We start from the raw sequence: 22,170 nt of genomic DNA on the forward strand, positions 1-22,170 counted from the left end.
TTCCTTTCTCAGATGTGTGGGCGCGGTGGTTGCCCGGGTGGCCGGCCCGCGACCTCGGCGAGCAGCAGTTCGCCGAGGTCGGTCTCCAGGTCGCGGCGCAGCCCGTACCGTCCGGCGAAGGTGGCGCCACGCTTGAGCCAGCCGTGCAACGGGTGCTCCCAGGTGAACCCGATGCCGCCGTGCACCTGGAGGCAGTGCCGGTCGACCTCGGCGAAGGCCCGCTTCGCGGCCACACTCGCGCAGGTGATCGCCACCGGGGCGGCCGGATCGCCAGTCGCCACGTCGCAGGCGGCACTCCATACCGCGCTACGGGCGAACTCCAGCTCGACGTACGCGTCGACCAGCCGGTGCCGGACCGCCTGGAACGCGCCGATCGGCTGACCGAACTGCTCACGCAGCCGGGCGTACCCGACACCCTGCGCCAGCAGCCCGTCCGCCACGCCGAGCAGGTAGGCGGCCGCGCCGAGCCGGCCACGGTCGAGCGCACCCAGCCCGTCCACCAGCGGCAGCACCTGGCGCGTGGACAGAGCACCGCCGTCCGGACCGGTGACGCTGCCGCCGTCCAGCCCGGTGACGCCGTCGCCGTCCAGCCCTGGGGTGCCGTCGCCGTCCAGCCCTGGGGTGCCGGTGACGCCGTCGCCGTCAGGTCCCGCAGTGCCGGTGGCGGCCGGCGCCGCTCGGTGGTGGGTCGCACCGATGCCGGTCAGCCGGAAGGACCGCTCCGCCCGGTCCTGGGTGGGCACCCGGGCGACCCCACCGATCCCGTCGGCGCCGAACAGTCGGTCGGCTCCGCCGCCCGGCACCACGACGTACGAGGCGACATCGAGGTCCGGGCCGCGCAACGTACCGTCGACCGCCGAACCGACCAGGTCGGCCCGGAGCATCGCGGCCAGCGCCGGTGCCCACCGCCGGCCGAGCGCCGCGAGGGCGGGCGCGGTGACCCAGATCGTCTCGACGACCGGGCCGGGCAGCAACGCCCGGCCGGCCTGTTCGGTCAGCACCACGAGATCGGGCACGGAAAGTCCGAGCCCGCCGCGGTCTTCCGGCACCGCCGCGCCGAGCAGGTCCGTACCGGCCAACTCCGCCCACCGGGCCCGGTCGAATCCACCGACGGAACCGGCGTCCGGCCCCTCACCGGTACCCGCATCGCCGGAAGGCGCCGGGTCCGTGCTGGCCGGGTCCGTGCTGGCCGGGTCCGTGCTGGACAGGCCCGTGCGCGTCGCGTCGGGGTTCGACCGGGCGAACGCGGTGGCGGCAGCGGCGGCGAGCTGGCGCTGTTCGGCGGTCGGCACGAGCAGCCGGGCCGCCACCAGAGTCAGGTCCCGCACGGTACCCACCCCGAGCAGCCGGACCCCCGTCGCGCCGGGCCGGCCGGCGCCCGCGCCGTTCCTACCGGACCCCGACTTCCCGGCATCGCCCCCGGACCGCGGACAGGCTCGGACAGGGCCGCCACCGACGATCGCCTCATCGGGGCAGCCCGAGAATCCGGTCGGCGACGACGTTGCGTTGGATCTCGGTGGTACCGCCGTAGACGGAGCCCGCCCGGGAATGCCAGTAGTCGAGGAACTCGGGCGCCCGCTCGGCGAGCCGTTCGTCGCCGAACAGGTCGACGCCGAGCTGCACGATGTCGGTGTCGAGCCGGGCCGAGAAGAGCTTCACCAGGCTCGACTCCGCGCCGACCGGCTCGCCGTGCAGGCGTGTGCCGACCCGCCGGTGGACGTACGCCCGCAGGGCCGCCAGCCGGGCGTACCCGTCGCCGAGCTCGCGGACCACGCCGGGCGCGGCACCCGCCTCCCGGACGTCGCCGGCGAGCGCGTCGAGTCGCCGCCGGGTGCGTTCCGGGGCACCGGCGTCCGGGCCCCGTTCGAACGACAGCAGCGTCAACGCCACCCGCCAGCCCTCGTCCCGTGGCCCGACCAGGTTGCCCGCCGGCACCGCCACCGAGTCGAAGAAGACCTCGGCGAAGCCGGTCTGCCCGTGCAGTTGCCGCACCGGGCGCACCCGCACCCCCGGGCTGTGCAGGTCGATCACCAGACAGCTCAGGCCACGGTGCCGGCCGCCCGGCTCACCGGTACGGACCAGCGTGAACATCCAGTCCGCGAACCGCCCGTACGTCGTCCAGGTCTTCTGGCCGTCGACGACGTACCGGGTACCGTCGCACCGTGCCCGGGTACGCACCCCGGCCAGGTCACTGCCGGCGTCCGGCTCGGAGAAGCCCTGGCACCAGATGTCGTCGGCGCGCAGCATCGCGGGCAGCCAGCTGTGGTGCTGTTCGGCCGAGCCGTAGTGGATCAGGGTGGGGCCGAGGAACCGCTGCACCGGCCGGGTGATCCGCACCGGGCCGGCGGCGCGTTCGTACTCCTCGGCGAAGATCGCCTCGTGCAGGACGTCGCCGCCGCGCCCGCCGTACTCGACCGGCCAACTGATCCCGCTGTAGCCGGCGTCGTACAGCCGCCGTTCCCAGTCCCGATGTGCCCGGAACCCGGCGTCGGTGTCGGGGTCCGGCAGACCGTCGGCCGGCACGTTGCCGGCCAGCCAGGCCCGGACCTGCCGGCGGAACTCCTCGTGCCCGGTCACGGCGCGGTCCCGCTGCCGGGCAGTTGCCACTTGGCCACCTTGCCGGTGGCGGTGCGCGGCAGTTCGGGCACGAAGCGGACGACGCGCGGCTTCTTGAACGACGCGACCCGGCTCGCGGTGAAGTCCCGCAGTTCGTCGCCGCTGACCTCGCGCCCGTACGCCGGGTCGGTGACGATCCAGGCGACGACCCGCTCGCCGAACCGCTCGTCCGGTTCGCCGGTCACGGCGGCGTCCCGCACCGCGGGGTGCTGGCGCAGGATGCCCTCCACCTCCTGGGCGGCGATGTTGAACCCGCCGGAGAGGATCATGTCCTTGCTCCGGCCGGTCACCGCCAGCCAGCCGTCCTCGTCGAGCCGGCCGGTGTCGCCGGTGTGGAACCACCCGGCCTGGTCGACGAAGGCGCCGCCGGCGGCCTGCCCGACGTATCCGCCGGAGACGGCGAAGCTGCCGGGTGGCCCGGAACGCACCAGGATCTCGCCCTCGCCGACCGGTACGGCGGTGCCGGTCGGGGAGAGCACCGCGACCTCGACGCCGGGCAGTGACCGGCCCGACGAGTCGGGCCGGCGGGTGAACTCGGTCGGCGGCAACGCCGTGGCCAGCCCGGTCTCGGTCGACGCGAAGAACGTCCACAGTTCGGTGTCCGGCAGCATCCGGGCCACCGTCTCGCGCAGGTCTGCGGTCATCGCCTCGCCGGTGACGCTGAACACCCGCAGCGAGGCGAGCCGGTCACCGGCCCGGCCGGAGACGGCGATGTCCCGGGCGATGGTCGGCACCATGCCGGTGACCGTGGCCCGGTGCCGTTCCACCGCGTCCACGAACGTGCCGGGGCGGGCGTCGGCGCACAACACCGTGCGGCAGCCGGTGAGGATTCCGCCGAGCAGCCGGACCTGGCCGACCCGGTGCGCCAGTGGGGTGGTGATCAGGACTGTGTCGGCGGCGGTCAGGCCGAGCAGCACCGACGGGCCGAGCCAGGTGCCCAGCGCCTGGTTGGCCTGGCTCAGCCACACGCCCTTGGGCAGTGCGGTGGTGCCGGAGGTGTAGAGCACCGACGACTCCGGGTTGTCCCGGCGTGCCGCCGGGCCCGGCGACCGGGTCAGCGCCCGCTCGTAGTCCGGGCCGACCGCGAGGATCCCGACGTCGCCGCGTAGGCCGGCCAGCACGTCGCCGCGATGCCCGGCGAGGTCCGACACCAGCAGCTCGATCTCCGCGTCCTCGACGATGTGCCGCAGTTCCTGGCTCTGGTACCGCTCGTTCACCGGCACCACGCCGACCCCGGCGAGCTGCCCGGCGAGGAACGTCTCCGCCCACTCCCGCCGGTTCGACACGTAGATGCCGACCCGGCCGCCGCCGACCGCCGTGCCGAGGTGGCCGGCGAGCGCCTCGACCCGGCGGGCCAGCGTCCGGTACGACTGAACGCCAGCGTCGTCGACCAGGGCTGTCGAGTCGGGGTGCCGGCTCGCCACCCAGCCGAACTGCCGGGCGACGGTCCAGGTGAACGGCGTGCCGGACATGCCTAGATCGTCCGTCCGCCGTCGACGGAGAGGATGCTGCCGGTCATGTAGTCCGAGTCGGACGAGGCGAGGTAGACCACGCTCGGTGCGATGTCCTCGGGGGAGGCCCACCGGCGCAGCGGGATCATGCCGAGGAACCGTTCCTCCAGTTTCGGGTCCTCGCGTACCTTCGCCGACATCGCGGTCGCCGCGATCGGCAGCAGGGCGTTTGCGGTGATCCCGTACCGGGCCAGCTCGACCGCGGCCGTCTTGACCAGCGCGATCACGCCGCCCTTGGCCGCCGCGTAGTTGCCGCCGCCGACCTGGCCGCGTACGCCGGCCGGGGAGGTCACCCCGATGAACTTGCCGCGTCCGGCCTCGATCCAGTGCGGCAGGACCGCTTTGAGGCAGACGAACGCGCCGGTCAGGTTCACCGAGACGACCCGTTCGAAGGACTCCACGGTCATGTCCTTGAGCATGGCCGGCGCGACGATGCCGGCGGAGTGGAACAGCACGTCCACGCTGCCGGCCCAGTCCCGGGCGCCGTCGACGGCCGCCGCCATCTCCGCCGGCGAGGTGATGTCGGCCCGCCAGGCGCGCGCCTCGGCGCCGGCGCCGGTGATCTCGCCGGCCACCTCCTCCGCGAGCTTGCCGTCGATGTCGAGTACCGCGACCCGGGCGCCCTCGGCGGCCATGGCTGTCGCGCCGGCCCGGCCGATGCCGCTGCCGCCGCCGGTCACCATGACTGTCACGTTGTCCAAACGACCCATCTGGTCATGTCCTCACTGTCGGTGGTTGGGCTGTTCCTGGTCCGGGCTGCCCACGGCGTCCTCCTGGTCCGGGCTGTCCACGGCGTCCTGGTCCGGGCTGCCCACGGCGTCGTGGTTCGGGCTGCCCGCCGCGAGGCCGAGCACCCGCAGCGCGTTCTCCCTGACCACCTTGCGGGTGGTCGCCTCGTCGACGCCGAGGCCGGCAAAGTCGTCCAGCCACCGCTGTGGCGTGATCAGCGGGTAGTCGCTGCCGAACATCACCTTGTCGGTCAGCATCCGCTTCAGGTACGTGACGAGCTTCGGCTCGAAGTACCTGGGCGACCAGCCGGACAGGTCCATGTACACGTTCTGCTTGTGCAGGGCGACGGCGAGCCCCTCGTCCTGCCACGGCACCGAGGGATGCGCCATGATGATCGTCAGGTCCGGGAAGTCGGCGGCCACGTCGTCGAGCAGCATCGGGTTGGAGTACTTCAGCCGGATGCCGCCACCGCCGCGCATCCTCGCCCCGATGCCGGTCTGTCCGGTGTGGAACACGACGGGCAGGCCGGCCGACTCGATCACCTCGTACAGCGGGTAGAACCGGGTGTCGTTCGGCGCGAATCCCTGGGTCGAGGGGTGGAACTTGAAGCCCTTCACGCCGTACTGCTCGACGAGCCGCCGGATCGACCGCCGGGCGACCTCGCCGCGCCACGGGTCGACGCTGCCGAACGGGATCATCACGTCGGCGTGTGCGGCCGCGAGTTCGGCGATCTCCTCGCTCGACACCGGTGTGCGGCCGGTCGCGCTCTCGCTGTCGACCGCGAACACCACGCAGGAGATGTCGATGCCCCGGTAGTAGTCGGCGATGGCGTCGACGGTGGTCTGCGCGTCGCTGCCGAAGTACGACGCCGCCGCCTGCTGGAACGAGCGGCTGACCGCGTCCCGGCCGGCCTCGCCGGTGCCCTCGGTCACGTGCACGTGCATGTCGATGGCGGATCGCGCCGCGAATCGACCGGGACCGTCTTCGAGGACCACTTGCCGCTCCTTCCAAATTCTTGCTAGCAGAACTGAGTTCTGCTATACACAACATGCGACCATACGGTCGGCGTGCCCGTCAAGACCGGCCGAGGACGTTTCACCACCTCGCGGGCCTCGGACGCCGCCGTCGCGGACCTGGAGCGGACGTCGCGGCAACGGAACGGAGAGCTGTGTGACGCAGGACGAGAAGGCGCGCGAGGGTCCCGCCTATCCGATCGAGTCGGTCAGCAACGTCCTCCGACTGTTGCTGCTGCTGCGTGATCGCGACGAGTTGCGGGTGATGGACTGCGCGGCGGAACTCGGCGTGGCCCGGTCGACCGCGCACCGGCTGCTCGCCATGCTCGACCACCACGGATTCCTCCGGCGCGACCCGGCGACCCGCACCTACCGCACGGGTGAGGCACTGCTGACCATCGGCCTGAAAGCCATCCGCAGCCTCGACATCCGCACCCGGGCCCGGCCGCACATGCAGGCGCTGTGCGACGAGATCGGCGAGACGGTGAACCTCGTCGTGCTCGAAGGCGACAGCGTCCGGTTCGTCGACGCGATCGAGACGCCACGGGCACTCCGGGTCGGCGGCCGGATCGGGCTGCGCCGGCCGGCGCACTGCACCTCCGCCGGCAAGGCCATCCTCGCGGCACTGTCATCCCGGGAACTGCGCGCGATCTATCCCGAGGAGCAACTGACGGTGATGACCGACGACTCGCTCTCCACCCGGACAGAGCTCGAGCAGGCGCTGGTCGCGGTCCGCGAGACCGGCTTCGCCCTGGCCCGTACCGAGAGCGACCCGGACATCGTGGCGGTCGGCGCCCGCATCCCGCAGGACCCGGGTCACGTGCAGGCGGGCATCGCCATCTCGGCGCCGGCCAGCCGGATGACGAGTGAGGAGATCGAGCGCTGCGGCCGGGCGGCCGTCCGGACGGCCGCGCTGATCGCCGGCGGATGACCCCCCGGCGGGTCTGGTGCTGGCCGGTACCTTCGCGGCGCTGGGATCGCTGCCGTTGGTCTTCGCGGCGCAGTTGGGACTCGCGGTGGCGTTCGGCGTACTGCTGGACACCATGTGCGTGGCCGGTCGCGCAGGAGGTGGCGGCCAGTAGGCCGCGGCAGGGGTGGGCGGCCAATAGGCGCTCGCCCCTGCCGCGGCGTTCCGGTGGCGTCCGCAGAATGGACGAGGATATCTGACACTAGACGTCAGGATTTGGATCGAGGATGGGGTTCGTCGGGCCGGCGTCGACGCCGGGGTGGACCGACTCCATGACTTCTCCGACCGGGACTACGACGTGGTCTACCACCGGCCGCCTCCGACACCGCGAAGCTCACTGCGGATTCCGAGACCTGATCCGCAGTACGCCGCACCGGGGCCGGGCGACGGGCCGAGAGGTCTGGTGCAGTGACCGCGCCGCTGATGACGGCCGGTCGGGTAGTGGCGTGATCGATGTGTTCGGCACGGGTGGTGGGCCGCTGCGCCCGGGCCATGCCGCGTTGCGGGAGGGTGGACGAAGGTTGACTGCATTCGTACGGGACGTCGCGGGTACGGGAGCCGAGACGATCGACGTGGTGGGGGCTCGTACCAACAACTTGCGGGACGTGTCCGTGAGTATCCCCAAGGGACAGCTCGTCGCCTTCACCGGAGTGAGTGGCAGCGGCAAGACCTCGCTGGCCATCGACACCCTGCACAACGAAGCTCAGTTGCGCTATCTCGAAGGGCTCTCGCCGTTCGTACGGCAGTACATCACCCAGCGCAACCGGCCGAAGGTCGACCGCATCCTCGGACTCGGTGCGACCCTCACGGTCGACCAGCGCCGCCTGAACCGCAACCCCCGTTCCACGGTCGCGACGATCACCGGCATCGACGGACACCTGGGGCTGCTGTACTCGCGTCTTCCGGGGGTCGGCACGGCGGCGGCGGTCGGGGGCGGGCTGACCACCGCTCACTTCGACCGCAACACAGCGGAAGGGGGCTGTGTGAAGTGCCACGGGGTGGGCGGACACTGGCAGGCGCAGGAGGACCTGGTCATCACCCACCCGGAGCTACCTCTCTTCGAGGGGGCCTCGCCGTGGTACGCGAAGTGGCGGTCGGGGGAGCACGCGTTCGTACCGGCGCTTGCCGAGAAGCGGGGCGTGGACCTCGGCCGGTCGTGGCGGTCGCTGCCCGAGGAGTTCCGTCGCTGCGTGTTGTACGGCACGGGCGACGAGAAGATCGAGGCGACCGTCGACATGTCGAACAGGAATGAGACCGTCCAGTTGACCTACACGTCGAGCCAGCCGCTGCGGGGCGCGCTCGCCGAGGTGGAGCGGGTGTTCGTGAACGCCCAGACGTCCAGCGCCAGGCAACGCTACCTGCCGTACATGCGCAAGCAGCCCTGCGGCACCTGCGGGGGCAGCGGGTACGACCAGGTGGCCCGCTCCGTGCGGCTGGGCGGGCTGACGTACCCCGACCTGCTCGAGGTGGAAGTACGGGAGGTGCGCGGTTGGGCGGATCGCGTGGCGGACGACCTGAGCGCCCGGCAGCGCGAGGTGGGTGAGCCGCTGCTGCATGACCTGGGCCGCAGGTTGGGAATCCTTGACCGGCTCGGCCTGGCCCACCTCCAGCTGTCCCGGAGCGCGGCCACGCTGTCCGCGGGCGAGTTGCAGCGGACCCGGCTCGCCGCGCAGCTCAGCACCGAGCTGAGCGGCATCATCTTCGTCCTGGACGAGCCCGGGACCGGGCTGCATCCGGCGGACAAGGCGCACCTGCTCGACATCGCGCTGGAGCTGCGCGAGGCCGGCAACACGGTACTCCTCGTCGAGCACGACCCTGAGCTGATCGCCCGAGCCGACTGGGTGATCGACCTGGGGCCCGGTGCGGGCCGTTTCGGCGGGGAGGTCCTCGTGTCGGGGCCTCCCGCCGACGTGGCCGTCCACCCGAGGTCGTTGACGGGGCGTTATCTGGCCGGTAAGGGGCCGCGGCTACACCGGACCCGCCGCCCGGCAGGGGATGACACCGGCTGGGTGAAGCTGCACGGCCTGCGTACGCACAACGTGACCGCGGATTTGGTGAGTTTCCCGGCCAATCGGCTCACCTGCCTGACCGGGGTGAGCGGCAGCGGCAAGAGCAGCTTGCTCGGTGCGCTCGGATCGGGTGTGCAGGCCGCTCTGAACGGGACGGTGGCGGACACGGTGCGGGAGGTCACCGGCGTCGAGGGGTTCAGTTGGGTCGCCGTCGTCGACCAGGAACCGCTCGGGCGAACGCCCCGGTCCAACCCGGCCACGTACAGCAAGGCGTTCGACATCGTCCGCAAGCTGTTCGCCGCTACCGACGTCGCGCGCGGGCGCGGGGTCGACGCCTCCTGGTTCAGCTTCAACACCGCGGGCGGCGGTCGCTGCGAGAGCTGCACCGGTTATGGTCGCAAACTGGTCGACATGCACTTTCTGCCGGATGTGTGGGTGGTCTGCGACGCGTGCGAGGGTCGCCGCTACAGACCGGAGGCTCTGGACATCAGGTACGACGGGTTGGCCATCGACGAGGTGCTGGCCCTGACCGTCGCCGAAGCCGTGCAGCGGTTCTCCGAGCCCCGGCAGCTCGCCGAGACCCTGGGGGCACTGGAGCGGGTCGGGCTCGGCTATCTCCAACTCGGACAGAGCGCCACCGAGTTGTCCGGCGGTGAGGCGCAGCGTCTGAAGCTGGCATCCGCGATCCAGCGCGGTGCCGCGAGCCGCAGAGCCGGCCTCGTCGTTCTCGACGAACCGGTCTCGGGCCTGCACCCGTCGGACATCCAGCGGGTGGTGGACGCACTCGATGTGTTGCTCGACTCGGGCAACACCGTCGTCGTGGCCGAACATGACATCCCCGTCGCCGCGTCGGCGGACTGGGTGATCGACCTCGGGCCCGGAGCCGGGCCGCACGGGGGCGTGGTGGTCGCGGAAGGCACCCCGGACGCCGTCGCGACGGCGGACACTCCGACCGCCGGCTTCTTCCGGCGGTACGCGGCTGGCCTGCCGCTCCTGGCGGTGCGGAACGACCCGCGCTGCTGAGGAGGTCGGACGCGTAGCGGCGTCGACGCGACCTTGGCGCAGGTCCTCAGCGTGGTGCAGGAAGATCTGTGGAGCCTCTGGAAGGGCTCGCCGGACGAGGGTCACTTCCACACCTGGGCCGGTCTGGTCGGCCCGATCATCGGCGCCCGGCCCGGCGACGGCCGCCACGCATTCCGGGGCGCCTGCCGGCGCCCCGGAATGTTGCCCCGTCAGCCCCGGTCGGGCTGGAACAGCCGCGGTGCGAAGTCGATGAGATTCTTCTGCCAGGCGTCCCAGCCGTGCGGGCCCGGGGTCACCCCGGCGAATTCGTACCGGATCCCGAGGTTGTCGAAGGTCGCCATCGTGGAGAGCACGAGTGGGTAGACGAAGTCCGTCACGTTGCCGGTGTACATCCGCAGCATCTTGGTGCCGTCGTTGACGGCCGCGACGTCGAAGCCGGTGGAGTTGAACACTCCTGCGGAGAACGCGCCGACGTACGCGAACTCACCGGGATGCGTCCTGAGGATGTCCAGCGACTGGAACCCGCCCATCGACAGGCCGGCGAGGGCCTGCCGCGCCGGGTCGTCCGAGACGTGGTACGCCGCCCGGGTGGCCGGGACGATGTTGTCCAGCAACTCCCTCCCGAAGTCCGGCACGTTGCCGTTGCCCATCACCACCACCATCGGCACCAGCTTCCCGTCGCGGAAGCCGTTGTCGAGGATCTGCTTGGCGCGGCCCATCTCCACCCAGTCGGTGTAGTTCTGGCCGCCGCCGTGTTGCAGGTACAGCACCGGGTACGGCTGCGTGCGGGCGGGATCGTAGCCGGGCGGTGTCCAGACGTACGCGCTGCGTTCGGCCCCGACCACGGTGCTGGAGTAGGTCAGGGTCGTGAGCGTGCCGCCCCGACCGGCGGGCACGTCGGTAAGCGGACGGGCGGCCCGGCCCGGGGCGAGGAACGTGCTCCAGGTCGGTTCCGTGGTGACGCGGGTCGGGTTCGCGGTGTCCTTCTTCGACACCAGGTCCACGATGAACTTGTAGTAGTAGAACCAGGGCTTCAGCGGACCCACCGTCCCCCGCCACCGGTCCCCGGCGCGGGTGAGCGGGACGTCGACCCAGCTTCCGCCCGGCGCCCAGTTGCCCCACAGGGTCACCCGGCCCGCGTTCGCGAACTCGCTGCCCGTCTCGACGGTGACGAAGGTGTCTCCGTTGGCGTCCCGGGTGAGCCACGGCGTCGGCGTGCTGCCCGGAGCCGGCGTCGCGAACTCCCGGCCCAGCGGCAGGTGGCCGACGGACGGACGGTGGTGGTGCGCCGGCCGGAACAACCGTGGCAGGAAGTCCGCCAGATTCTCCCGCCAGGCGTTCCAGGTGTGGCCGTCGTCCGGGTTCACCCCGTCGAAGTCGTGCCGGACCCCGGACCGGTCCAGCTTGCGCAGCGTCCGGTAGGTCGGGTTGTACGCGGGGTCGGTCATGTTGCCGGTGTAGAGCCGCAGCAGCCGGGTTCCGGCGTTGACGGCCCGGCTGTCGATCCGGAGGTGGTCGTCGGTCAGCGGGCCGGCGAACGAGCCCACGTAGCCGAACTCGCCGGGATGGGTGAGGGCGGAGTGCAGCACCTGGGTCCCGCCGGCCGAGGCACCCGCGAGTGCCCGGCGCGCGGGGTCGTCGGCGATGTTGTACCCGCGCCGGACCGCCCGCGCGAGGGCGCGTAGCTCCTGTCGGAAGTCGGGGGCGTCGCCGTCACCCAGCACGACCACCATGGGTTCGATCCGCCGCTGCACGGCGAGGTTGTCGAGAATCTGCTTGGCGCGTCCGAGGTCGAGCCAGTCGGTACGGCTGCCGTCCGCGCCCTGCTGGAGGTAGAGCACCGGGTAGGGGCGGCTCCGGCGCGCCTCGTAGCCGGGTGGGGTCCACACGGTGGCGGACCGCGCCTGCCGCGACCCGGACAGGTAGCTGACGGTGCCGAGGGTGCCGCCCTGACCGGCGGGCACGTCCGCGAGCAGGCTCGCGGAGTCACCCGCGACGAGGAACGTGCTCCAGGTCGGGTCCGAGGTGACCGTGCTCGCGTTGGTCGGGTCCTTGAGCAGTTTGCTGCCGTCGGCCCGGATCCGGTAGTGGTACAGGCCCGGCCGCAGCGGGCCGATGACCGAGGTCCAGGCGTCCCCGGAACGTCCGAGGCCCAGGTCCGCGACGGCGAAGGACGGACCGAAGTCCGCTTCGACGACGACGCTCGACACCGTGCCGAGCGCGCTTTCCAGGTCGGCGGCCGGAACCCGGATCGAGACGAAACCGTCCGACACGGTGAGCCACGGGGTCGCCGCCGCCGTTGCCGGCTGGGCTCCGGTCAGCACCGTCGTCGCTGCCAGGACGAGGGTGCCGATCACTGCCAGACGGCGGCGTAGACCGGTGCGGCGTGCCCGCCAACTCTGCTGGAATGTGCCTGCCATTGCCTCAACTCCTCGCGCTGAGACGGGCGGCAACGGTCGGCTTCGGGTACGTGGTCCAGCGGAGCGGATGCCGGCTTTCCGGCCGGGTAGGTCGGTTGCGACAGGACGCCTTGCTCTGCGTGTTGCCCAGGCACTACGGCATGACGTGGTCCGTTCCGAGCACCGCCACCCGGTTGGTTGTGATCGGTAACATACCCTGCACATCCAAGTGCGTCAATCTAGTCCAGTTCGGCCGGCGATCGCTCCGGTGCGCTGGTCAGCGCACCGGAGCGTCGTCGACCCGGCCCGGGCCCGGGCGGGGCCGCCACGGAGGATCACGGGGTCTGCGTCTGCCACTTCTGGTTGTCGCCGCCCCAGCAGGCCCAGAGCTGGACCTTGGACGTGCTGGTGTTGACGTCCAGGCACAACCCGGACTGGGCGCCGCGGATGGTGCCGTCGGTGTTGACCGTCCATCGCTGGTTGGCGCCGCCGTTGCAGGTGTAGGTGCCGACCACGGTGCCGTTTGTGGTTCCGGCGTTGTAGGCGTCCAGGCACTTCTGCCCGCCGAGGGCGGTGAGCTGACCGCCTGCCGTCCGGGTCCACCGTTGGGCGGCCGAGTCGGCGCAGGTGGTGACCTGGACCTGGGTGTTGGCCGTCGTGGCGCCCGGGATGTCCAGGCACCGTCCGGTGCCGACGTTGCGCAGCAGGCTCGTCGGAGCCGGAGTCGGCGTCGGTGTGGGGCCGTCGCCCAGTCCCCAGCCGTACCGGAGGCGGTCGAGCCCGCTGGCGTTCGGCGTGCTGAGGGTGAGGGCGGTGCCGGTTCCGTGCAGCTTCTGCATCGCGTACCAGTCGTCGCTCTGGCCGGCGGTGACCTTGCCGCCCAGGCCCGGCCAGTAGACGGATCCCATCCGCAGTTCCCGGAGGACCGTGGTCGTCGCCCGGAAGTAGCGCACGAAGTTGTCGGTGCTGGCGGCGTCGTGGTAGTTCAGGCCGGTGTCCATCGGTGCGCCGAACTCGTCGATGACCGTGCGCTCGGCGCAGGAGCCGATCGCGTCCCGCAGGAACGACACCCACTGGTCGTACGTCTTGGCGCCGCTGAAGAACGTGTAGTGGTGCAGTGACAGGATCGTCCCGTCGAACCGGCGGTCGGCGCACATCGACCTGATGTCGGTGTTCAACCCTGCGCCGCTGACGAAGATGCGGCCCCGCGGGATCGAGGGGCGGGCGCTGATCCAGTTGTTGACCACGTTCGCCCAGTCGGCGGCGCTGTGCCCGCCCGGCTCGTTCATCGGCTCGAAGTAGACCAGGTCGTTGCTGCCGTACCTGGCGATCACCGTGTTCCACATGTTGTCGAAGGCGGTCGGGTTGACGATGCGGCCACCGCTGGCGGCGACGCCGTCGTCCCAGTAGGAGAGCACGACCTTGAGACCCTTCGCCGTGGCGGCGTCGATCGCGCCGGTATAGGCGTTCCACCAACTCGTACCCACGCTGAACGTGTTGATCGGAAGCCGCACGGTGTTGGCACCGAGATTGTTCTGGAAGCCGGTGTACACGGCGGTCGCCTTGGCCACGACCGTGCTGTAGCTGTCGTAGCTGTTCAGCCCGTGCAGGACCAGTGGCCCTGCGTGGAAGTTGTCACCGAGCCGCGCCCAGTTGACGCCACGGAACTGGCTGGTCTCGGCGGCCGCCGGCGGGGCGCCGCCGAGCGCGGTGATCGATGCGACGCCGACGGCGGCCACCGCACAGGCCACTGCCCGGACCAGTAGCCGTTTGGGTCGGGATTCGTGCATGGCGCGTTCCCCTTGAGGATGAGGTCCGACTGTGGGTCGAGGTGACGAGTACGTCGATGCGCGGAGATCTCCGGCTCGACTCGGGTGTTCAGCGGCGGGGGTTGTCGCTGTTCCGGTTCAGCTACGCGGGGTCCATCGTTGGTTGGCGCCGCCGTTGCAGGCCCAGAGGATGAGTTTGGTGCCGTTCGCGGTCGCGGCGCCGTTCGCGTCGAGGCAGAGTCCGGACTGTACGCCGGTGATGGTGCCGTCGGCGTTGAAGTTCCACTGTTGGTTGGTGCCCCCGTGGCAGTCCCAGATGATCGCCTGGGTGCCGTTGCCGGTGCCGGCGCCGTTGGCGTCGAGGCATTTGTTGCCGTAGACCTGGAGTTGCCGGCTGGCGGTGTGGCTCCAGCGCTGGGCGGTGCTGTTGCCGATGCAGTCCCAGAGTTGTACCTGGGTGCCGTTCGCCGTGCTGGCGTTGGGCACGTCGACGCAGCGGCCGGACTGGCCGCCCAGGAGTTGCACGTTCTGTCGCGGGCTGCCGCCGGCTGCCGGGGCGTATCCGGCGGCGGTGATGTTGGCCTGTACGGCGTTGTCGGTGGCCTCCGACGGGTAGCCGGCGGTCAGCACGCCCTCGAAGAAGGTGCCGCGCCCGGTGATGCTGTTGTCGCCGCCGATCCCGAGCAGGATGGCCCCCTCCTTCTTCATCGGGTGGTAGCCGGCAGGGCGTGGCCCGTCGAAGTAGGTGGTCAGGCCGCCCGACTGGGCGTTGCCGCCCCGGATCGCCCAGTGGTTCGGCTCGCCCTTGACCATGGCGGTGACGAAGCGGTGGTTGATGGACGCGATGTTGTTGTAGCCGGCGTTCACCCCGGAGAAGAGCCCCCACTCCAGGTCGGCCATGATCCAGGGGCCGCTGCCCGCGCCGTAGCCCCACTGCTTGTTGGCGCCGAAGTAGACGGTCTCCATGATGGCGCGCTCGTCTGCCAGGTTGTTCGTCTGGGCGTTGCCGTAGTCGAAGCAGCACCACTGGTTGTAATGGGTGCCGTCGACGACCGCGTAGATTCCCTCTGGCTGGTCACCGGTCGCGACACCGTTGGTGTTGTTGTTGCGGTAGCCGGTGCCGGGCGCGATGTAGACGCCGTACGCCTGCTGGCCGCCGACGGTGACCGGCGCGGCCTTCGCGTCGGCGAGGTTGTCCCACCCGCCGGGGGCGGGGCCGACGAAGTGACCGGGTGGTGCCTGGGTGAGGCGGTTGTTCCGGCCGGACTGGTCGTAGATGATCGTGATGAGGCAGGTCGTGTTGGCGCAGAACGAGTCCTGGGCGGCGGCGTCGGCATAACCACCGACGCTGCGCACACCGATGTCCCGCGTGGCGCTGTCCGAGGAGCGTCGAACCTGGTAGAGGGGGCCGCTGTAGCCGCCGTACAGTGCCCGGGTGGTGCTGTGCGCGGCCACGCAGGGCGTACCGCCCGAGGCGTAGATGTCGCACGGTCCCTCGAGGGCGGCTGTCGCCGGCGGTGCGGTGGAGACGATTCCGATCCCGGTGCTGAGGAGAGTCAACGAGATCCCCGCGCCCATGAGGCGACGGCTTCTACTTCTCGCGTTCATGGATTCCCTCCGGTGACGAGGTCCGGCCGGCTGTGGTGCAGAGCTCCGGTGGTCGACAGTGGAACCAGCCGAGAGAGACTTTCCGTAGCGCACAGCGCCCGTTTCCGGTGGCAGCTCGTGGACGGTCGGGCCACAGGAAGTTCCTCCCGGTTACGGTGTCCCGGTGACGCGCCGACGTCAGACGTCATACGTTAGGACTTCGATAGGAAACCGTCAATGGGTCGGCGCCGCTGGGCGGCGTCGCCGTCTCGCCGTCTCCGCCGTTCGAGCCCGGAGGACTCGAGGAGGGTCGAGGTGGCGCGCTGGGCGCGGTGCGCTGCGGAGGGCCACATACATCGGATCTATATCGTCTCTGCTCCGTGGTGCTTGTCGCGTTCGTCGGAACCGGTCGCTGCCGGCGACGCACGTCTTGACGAGTGCGTGCCCTGGACAGCGCGGGCCGCCCACCTCGGCTGCGGCGACCAGCGAATGTATTGACTAGGCCCTATCGAGAGACCTAACGTATGACGTCTGACGCAGATGGATCGCGCGCACCGGACGGCGCCGGGCCGCGTGGCGTACCCGGGGGTTGCGGTGGCCGCCGCGGCACCCGGGTAGCCCCTTGCCCCCCGTTCGAGCCGAAAGCTGACGACCAGATGTATGACCGTCCCACGGCACCAAGCGCGCTGGCGGCGACAGCCGCGGCGGTCCTCCCGGCGGCCGGCACCGGGCCGGGAACCGGCCCGATCACCACTGCCGACGGGACCCGATCGGTGATCCGGAGCCGTTCCGGCGGTACCGACCAGCGCTGAAACCCTTCGCACCGCCACCGCTCGCCACCTGGAGACACCACCATGACAGAAACGACACGAAGAAAACTGCTCACCGCCGCTGCGGCCGGCGCGGGAGCCGCACTCATGCCGACCGGCTGGACCGCGACGGCCAAGGCCGGCGCGGTGGCGCCGCCGCAGGTGCTGGCGGCGGGTGACATGGCGCTGTGGTACGACGAGGGCGCGGGCACGGACTGGCTGCGGGCGCTGCCGATCGGCAACGGTCGGTTGGGTGCGATGGTGTTCGGGAACGTCGACACCGAGCGGCTGCAGCTCAACGAGGACACGGTCTGGGCCGGTGGGCCGCACGACTCCAGCAATCCCGCCGGGGCGGCCAACCTCGCGGAGATCCGGCGGCGGGTCTTCGCCGACCAGTGGACCTCGGCCCAGGACCTGATCAACCAGACGATGCTGAGCAGGCCCGTGGGGCAGCTGGCGTACCAGACGGTGGGCAACCTCCGGCTGGCGTTCGGGTCGGCCAGCGGGGCGTCGCAGCACAACCGGACGCTGGACCTGACCTCGGCGATCGCCTCGACGACGTACGTCCTGAACGGGGTGCGGTATCAGCGGGAGGTGTTCGCCAGCGCGCCGGACCAGGTGATCGTGGTCCGGCTGACCGCCGACCGGGCCAACTCGGTCACCTTCACCGCCACCTTCGACAGTCCGCAACGGACGACCGTGTCGAGCCCGGACGGCGCGACGATCGGCCTGGACGGGATCTCCGGCAACATGGAGGGCCTCAACGGGCAGGTCCGGTTCCTGGCGATGGCGCACGCCGTGGCGACCGGCGGCACCGTGACCAGCTCGGGTGGCACCCTGCGGGTGAGCGGCGCCACCAGCGTGACGCTGCTGGTGTCAATCGGCACCAGCTACGTCAACTACCGCACCGTCAACGGCGACTACCAGGCCATCGCGCGTAACCATCTCAACGCCGCCCGCGGTGTCGGCTTCGACCAGCTGCGGGCCCGGCACGTCGCCGACTACCAGGCGCTGTTCAACCGGGTGACGATCGACCTGGGTCGCACGTCGGCGGCGGACCAGACGACGGACGTGCGGATCGCGCAGCACGCGAGCGTGAACGACCCGCAGTTCTCGGCGCTGCTGTTCCAGTTCGGCCGGTACCTGCTGATCTCCTCCTCACGACCGGGCACCCAGCCGGCGAATCTACAGGGCATCTGGAACGACTCGTTGTCCCCGTCCTGGGATTCGAAGTACACGATCAACGCGAACCTGCCGATGAACTACTGGCCCGCCGACACCACCAACCTGGCGGAGTGCTTCCTGCCGGTCTTCGACATGATCAGAGACCTGACCGTGACCGGTGCCCGGGTGGCGTCGGTGCAGTACGGCGCCGGCGGCTGGGTGGCGCACCACAACACCGACGGGTGGCGGGGCGCGTCGGTGGTCGACGGGGCCCTGTGGGGCATGTGGCAGACCGGCGGCGCCTGGCTGGCCACGTTGATCTGGGATCACTACCGGTTCACCGGGAACGCCGACTTCCTGCGCGCCAACTATCCGGCGATGAAGGGGGCCGCCCAGTTCTTCCTCGACACCCTCGTCGCCCATCCGACGCTCGGATACCTGGTCACCAACCCCTCGAACTCCCCGGAGCTGCCACACCACGCCAACGCCAGCGTGTGCGCGGGCCCGACGATGGACAACCAGATCCTGCGGGACCTGTTCAACGGTTGCGCACGGGCCAGCGAGGTCCTCGGGGTGGACGCCAGCTTCCGTACCCAGGTGCTCACCGCCCGGGACCGGCTGGCGCCGACCCGGGTCGGCTCGCGCGGCAACGTGCAGGAGTGGCTCGCCGACTGGGTGGAGATCGAGCGTACCCACCGGCACGTCTCCCACCTGTACGGCCTGCATCCGAGCAACCAGATCACCAGGCGGGGCACGCCGCAGCTGCACCAGGCCGCGCGGCAGACGCTGGAGTTGCGCGGCGACGACGGAACCGGCTGGTCGCTGGCCTGGAAAATCAACTTCTGGGCCCGGCTGGAGGACGGCGCCCGCGCGCACAAACTCGTCCGGGATCTGGTACGCACGGACCGGCTCGCACCGAACATGTTCGACCTGCATCCGCCGTTCCAGATCGACGGGAACTTCGGGGCCACCTCGGGGATCGCCGAGATGTTGCTGCACAGCCACAACGACGAGTTGCACGTGCTGCCGGCGCTGCCGTCGGCCTGGTCAACCGGCAGCGTCACCGGCCTGCGCGGCCGAGGCGGATACACCGTCGGCGCCAGCTGGAGCGGCAGCCGGACCGAGCTCACGGTCACTCCCGACCGTGCCGGCACCGTCCGGGTGCGGAGCCGGGTCTTCGCCGGCACGTTCGAACTGCGCGACGAGACGAGCGGCGTCCAGGTCCAGCCGACGCGGCTGGAGACCGATCTCGTCCAGTTCGCCGGCCAGGCCGGCCACACCTACCGTGCGTCCGCGGAGCGGTCCGGGCCGGTGGAGAACGGCGTGTACTACCGGCTGCTGGCCCAGCACAGCGGCAAGGCCGCCGACATCAACGGTGCGTCCACCGCCGCCGGTGCGCAGCTGATCCAGTGGCAGAGCGGCAGCGGTCTCAACCAGCAGTTCGAGTTCCTCGCCTCGGACGGCGGCTACCACCGGATCCGGTCCCGGCACAGCGGTATGGTCCTCCAGGTCGCCGGCACCAGCACCGGCGCCGACATCACCCAGCAGCCCGACAGTGGCGCCGCCAGCCAGCAGTGGCGGGTCGAGGACCAGGGCGGTGGGGTGGTCAGGCTGGTCAACCGGCAGAGCGGCCTCGCCATGGACGTGTGGCAGGCGTCGACAGCCGACGGCGCACGCATCTCCCAGTGGACCCCTTCCACCGGCGCCAACCAGCGATTCCAACTCCAGCGGGTCTAGGGCCTCCGTCGGCCGGTGGGGGACTGCCACCCGCCGGCCGACCAGGCTATTCCGTGGTCGCGGCCCGTCGGGGCGGTAGGACGATCCACGTGCCGACCGCGTACATCGCGAGACCGAGGACGACGAACGCCAGTGCCACCGGGTAGCGCAGGCCGGGCGGCAGGTAGGTGGCGAGGAACCAGCTGTGCCGCAGCGTGCCACGGCTCACGAACACCGTGGCCAGGATGCCCTGGGGAATCAGCGGGATCGCCGCGAAGCCGAAGCACCACCACGCCACCGCCTTGCGCGGTTTGGAAAGCTCCGCGAACCGCGACCGCATCGTCCCGCCGCCGCCGGCCGGGCGGCCGGTCCGCATGGTGGACAGCAGTTCCGGCCCGCGCTCCCGCAGCCGGACCGCGGCCAGCCGCCCGAGGCCCCACCAGCAGAGCACGCCCGTCACGACCCCGACGACCACCCCGGCCCAGCCGAACCGGATCGCCAGGTAACCGGCCGGCAGGCCGGTCGCGGCGACCAGGGCGAGTGTCAGGTACGCCTGGCCGGTCAGACCTCCCTCGTCCTCGCTGGTCCGCAGGGGATTGTTCGCCCGCCTGTGCGGGTCGGTGCCCGGCACCAGACCGTAGACGGAGATCAGCGGGACCAGGCCCGCCGCACCGCCGAGCAGCGCGGGCAGCAGGGCGAGGGCCAGCGGCCACGGGCCACCCGTGATCGCCGTGCACACCACCGTCAGCAGCACCGCCACCGGGGCGTGCGTCGCCAGCCAGGCAAGCTGCCGCCCGCGTACGTCCGAGGCGCCGGGCGTCATCAGCGTCAACCACAGCGCCGTACCGTCGGTGCCGTAGACGTTTGCCGCCATCGCGGCCGCCATCACGACGAAGACCGGACCCGCGTACGGCAGCATCCCGTCCCACCCCACCAGCAGCGGGCTGGCGGCGAAGCAGACGCCGTAGGTGAACGCGAACGTGAAATGGTAGGTGCGCACCAGGTCACGCGACGACGTACGCAGCTCCTTCGCCACGATCGCCCCGTCGGCGGTACGGGCGCGGAAGGGCCGCCGCGGCCGGCCGGACGCCCGGGATACCCCGACCCGCCGTCGGAGCAACGCCGCCCACGCGAACAGCAGCAGCACGATAAGCCCGGCCAGCGCGCCGAAGGCCCACCAGGCCCCGCGCACCGCCAGCAGCCCCCAGCCGGACGGCAGGTAGCGGACGGCCGGCGGCACCCCGGTCTGCCCGAGGGCCAGGAAGACGACCCAGATCTGTCCGAGCCCGGCCAGGATCGCGCCGTTGAGCAGGCCGGTGCCGATCGCGCCCAGCCGGCTGCGCAGCGCCAGCCCGACCAGCCCGACAGCCACCTTGGACAGCAGCACGAAGACGGCCAACTGGAGCAGCATCGCGGGAACCGCGACGAGTGCCGCGACCGGGCCGAGCCGCGCACCGGCGACGACCAGCCCGAGCAGCGCGGTGAGGCTGACCAGCGGCGGCAGCCCGACGAACGCCGCCGCCAGCAGTCCGACCGCGAGACGCCGCGACGGCAGGCCCAGCAGGGCGAAGTACTCCGGGCGGAGCGTCTCGTCACCGCCGCCCATGAAGACCGGGCCGAGCAGCCAGCCCAGCAACCAGACCGCGTACGCGGCGGCGAGGAGATCCAGGTCGCGGACCGCGAGGTAGATCGTGCCGCCGGCAAACAGGATTCCCAGTACCGCACCGAGGCCGGCGGTCTGGGCCCGTTCCCCGCGCAGGGCATGGCGCAGCGCCGCGACCTTCATCGCGGCCATCGTCAACGCGACAGCCACGACAGCTCCCTGATCCCGACGTCCTCGCCGCCGACCAGGGCGACGAAGGTGTCCTCCAGCGACCGCGACCCGCGTACCTCGTCGAGCGTGCCCGCCGCCGCCACCCGCCCGGCGTCGACCACGGCGACGTGGTCACAGAGCTGCTCGACCAGCGCCATCACGTGGCTGGAGAGCACGATGGACCCACCACTGCGGACGAAGCCGCGCAGGATCGTCTTGATCGTGGCGGCGGAGACCGGGTCGACCGCCTCGAACGGTTCGTCGAGCACCAGCAGCCGGGGCGCGTGCAGCAGCGCGGTCGCCAGGCCGATCTTCTTGCGCATGCCGGTCGAGTATTCGATGACCAACGTGCCGCCGGCTCCGGACAGCTCGAGCACGTCGAGCAACTCGTCGGCCCGGCGCAGCACCTCGTCGCGCGGCATCCCACGCAGCAGGCCGAGGAACGTGAGCACCTCGCGACCGGTCAGCCGCTCCGGCATGGCGAGCCCGTCCGGCAGTACCCCGACCAGCGCCTTGGCCTCGTCGACGGCGGACCAGACGTCGGCGCCGAAGATGCGGGCGGTGCCGCGGTCGGGCCGCAGCAGGCCGACGGCCATCGAGATGGTGGTGGTCTTGCCGGCGCCGTTCTGCCCCACCAGCCCGTAGAAGGAGCCCCGCGGCACGCTCAGGTGGATCTCGTCGACGGCAAGCTTCTCGCCGAACCGTTTGGTCAATCCGTTGATCTCCAGCGCAGGTGTCATCGATTCCCCGTAACGTCGCGGTGCGGCTTGGCGTCGCCATGTTCTACCTGATCATGGAGACGGTGCGCCAGACCCGTCCGGTCGGAGTTGTCCCACCTCCGGCAGGGCTGCGAATCGACCCGCGACAGAGCCGCACCGGGCCGTGCACCGCGCGAACCGGGGGGTTGGCCGTCGCGCGTGCGTGTCGGCGGCCCGTCGTCGAGGCGGTGACGCGCCGGCCGTACGCCCGCCTCGGGTGCGTGGGCCAGCTGCCGAACGAACTGTCTTCCGCGCCCGTACTCCAGTTTGCCCGGAAGGGCGAGCGG

Annotated in this window: 14 protein-coding genes; 4 read left to right on the forward strand and 10 right to left on the reverse strand. The window is 71.2% G+C overall.

What is annotated here, in order from left to right; genetic code table 11:
* Nucleotides 1-8 precede the first annotated feature (8 nt).
* From ACN28A_RS25270 to ACN28A_RS25290, 5 genes are all read right to left on the reverse strand, one after another.
* On the reverse strand, nucleotides 9-1,328 hold the full coding sequence (locus ACN28A_RS25270; protein ID WP_421398750.1) for an acyl-CoA dehydrogenase family protein: 1,320 nt from the start codon (nucleotides 1,326-1,328) through the stop codon (nucleotides 9-11).
* Nucleotides 1,329-1,464: 136 nt separating this feature from the next.
* Nucleotides 1,465-2,607: an acyl-CoA dehydrogenase family protein gene (locus ACN28A_RS25275; RefSeq protein ID WP_421398753.1), complete on the reverse strand. Its 1,143-nt coding sequence runs from the start codon at nucleotides 2,605-2,607 to the stop codon at nucleotides 1,465-1,467.
* Nucleotides 2,574-4,088 carry a class I adenylate-forming enzyme family protein gene (locus ACN28A_RS25280; protein WP_421398755.1) on the reverse strand — a complete coding sequence of 505 codons (1,515 nt, stop codon included), beginning with the start codon at nucleotides 4,086-4,088 and terminating at the stop codon, nucleotides 2,574-2,576. The genes ACN28A_RS25275 and ACN28A_RS25280 overlap by 34 nt, the downstream gene beginning before the upstream one ends.
* Before the next feature lie 2 nt (nucleotides 4,089-4,090).
* Nucleotides 4,091-4,837 carry an SDR family NAD(P)-dependent oxidoreductase gene (locus ACN28A_RS25285; RefSeq protein WP_421398757.1) on the reverse strand — a complete coding sequence of 249 codons (747 nt, stop codon included), beginning with the start codon at nucleotides 4,835-4,837 and terminating at the stop codon, nucleotides 4,091-4,093.
* Between the two features lie 12 nt (nucleotides 4,838-4,849).
* A complete protein-coding gene (locus ACN28A_RS25290) occupies nucleotides 4,850-5,851 on the reverse strand; it encodes an amidohydrolase family protein (RefSeq protein WP_421398759.1) in 1,002 nt (333 codons plus the stop codon).
* Nucleotides 5,852-6,026: 175 nt separating this feature from the next.
* Here ACN28A_RS25290 and ACN28A_RS25295 point away from each other — a divergent pair, with 175 nt between their 5' ends.
* The 3 genes from ACN28A_RS25295 (at nucleotide 6,027) to ACN28A_RS25305 (ending at nucleotide 9,868) form a co-directional block, all read left to right on the forward strand.
* Entirely contained in the window at nucleotides 6,027-6,800 is a 774-nt protein-coding gene (locus ACN28A_RS25295) for an IclR family transcriptional regulator (protein WP_421398761.1), read from the forward strand.
* A gap of 16 nt (nucleotides 6,801-6,816) precedes the next feature.
* Complete coding sequence (locus tag ACN28A_RS25300) at nucleotides 6,817-6,951, forward strand: hypothetical protein (RefSeq protein ID WP_421398764.1); 135 nt, start codon at nucleotides 6,817-6,819, stop codon at nucleotides 6,949-6,951.
* Nucleotides 6,952-7,447: 496 nt separating this feature from the next.
* Nucleotides 7,448-9,868: an excinuclease ABC subunit UvrA gene (locus ACN28A_RS25305; protein ID WP_421398767.1), complete on the forward strand. Its 2,421-nt coding sequence runs from the start codon at nucleotides 7,448-7,450 to the stop codon at nucleotides 9,866-9,868.
* Nucleotides 9,869-10,077: 209 nt separating this feature from the next.
* Here the strand turns inward: ACN28A_RS25305 and ACN28A_RS25310 are convergent, their stop codons facing one another.
* The 3 genes from ACN28A_RS25310 to ACN28A_RS25320 form a co-directional block, all read right to left on the reverse strand.
* Nucleotides 10,078-12,288 carry an alpha/beta hydrolase gene (locus ACN28A_RS25310; RefSeq protein ID WP_421398769.1) on the reverse strand — a complete coding sequence of 737 codons (2,211 nt, stop codon included), beginning with the start codon at nucleotides 12,286-12,288 and terminating at the stop codon, nucleotides 10,078-10,080.
* A 314-nt stretch (nucleotides 12,289-12,602) separates the two neighbouring features.
* Nucleotides 12,603-14,057 carry a ricin-type beta-trefoil lectin domain protein gene (locus ACN28A_RS25315; protein ID WP_421398771.1) on the reverse strand — a complete coding sequence of 485 codons (1,455 nt, stop codon included), beginning with the start codon at nucleotides 14,055-14,057 and terminating at the stop codon, nucleotides 12,603-12,605.
* Nucleotides 14,058-14,174: 117 nt separating this feature from the next.
* A complete protein-coding gene (locus tag ACN28A_RS25320; protein WP_421398774.1) occupies nucleotides 14,175-15,644 on the reverse strand; it encodes an arabinofuranosidase catalytic domain-containing protein in 1,470 nt (489 codons plus the stop codon).
* Between the two features lie 833 nt (nucleotides 15,645-16,477).
* Here ACN28A_RS25320 and ACN28A_RS25325 point away from each other — a divergent pair.
* Nucleotides 16,478-19,333: a glycosyl hydrolase family 95 catalytic domain-containing protein gene (locus ACN28A_RS25325; RefSeq protein ID WP_421398776.1), complete on the forward strand. Its 2,856-nt coding sequence runs from the start codon at nucleotides 16,478-16,480 to the stop codon at nucleotides 19,331-19,333.
* Nucleotides 19,334-19,379: 46 nt separating this feature from the next.
* Here the strand turns inward: ACN28A_RS25325 and ACN28A_RS25330 are convergent, their stop codons facing one another.
* Nucleotides 19,380-21,125, reverse strand: a complete 1,746-nt coding sequence (locus ACN28A_RS25330; protein WP_421398778.1) for a hypothetical protein — start codon at nucleotides 21,123-21,125, stop codon at nucleotides 19,380-19,382.
* A complete protein-coding gene (locus tag ACN28A_RS25335) occupies nucleotides 21,110-21,865 on the reverse strand; it encodes an ABC transporter ATP-binding protein (RefSeq protein ID WP_421398780.1) in 756 nt (251 codons plus the stop codon). Before ACN28A_RS25335 ends, ACN28A_RS25330 begins: the two co-directional genes overlap by 16 nt.
* Nucleotides 21,866-22,170: the final 305 nt, after the last annotated feature.

It is taken from the genome of Plantactinospora sp. WMMB782 (assembly GCF_049179135.1).
Taxonomy (GTDB): Bacteria; Actinomycetota; Actinomycetes; order Mycobacteriales; family Micromonosporaceae; genus Plantactinospora.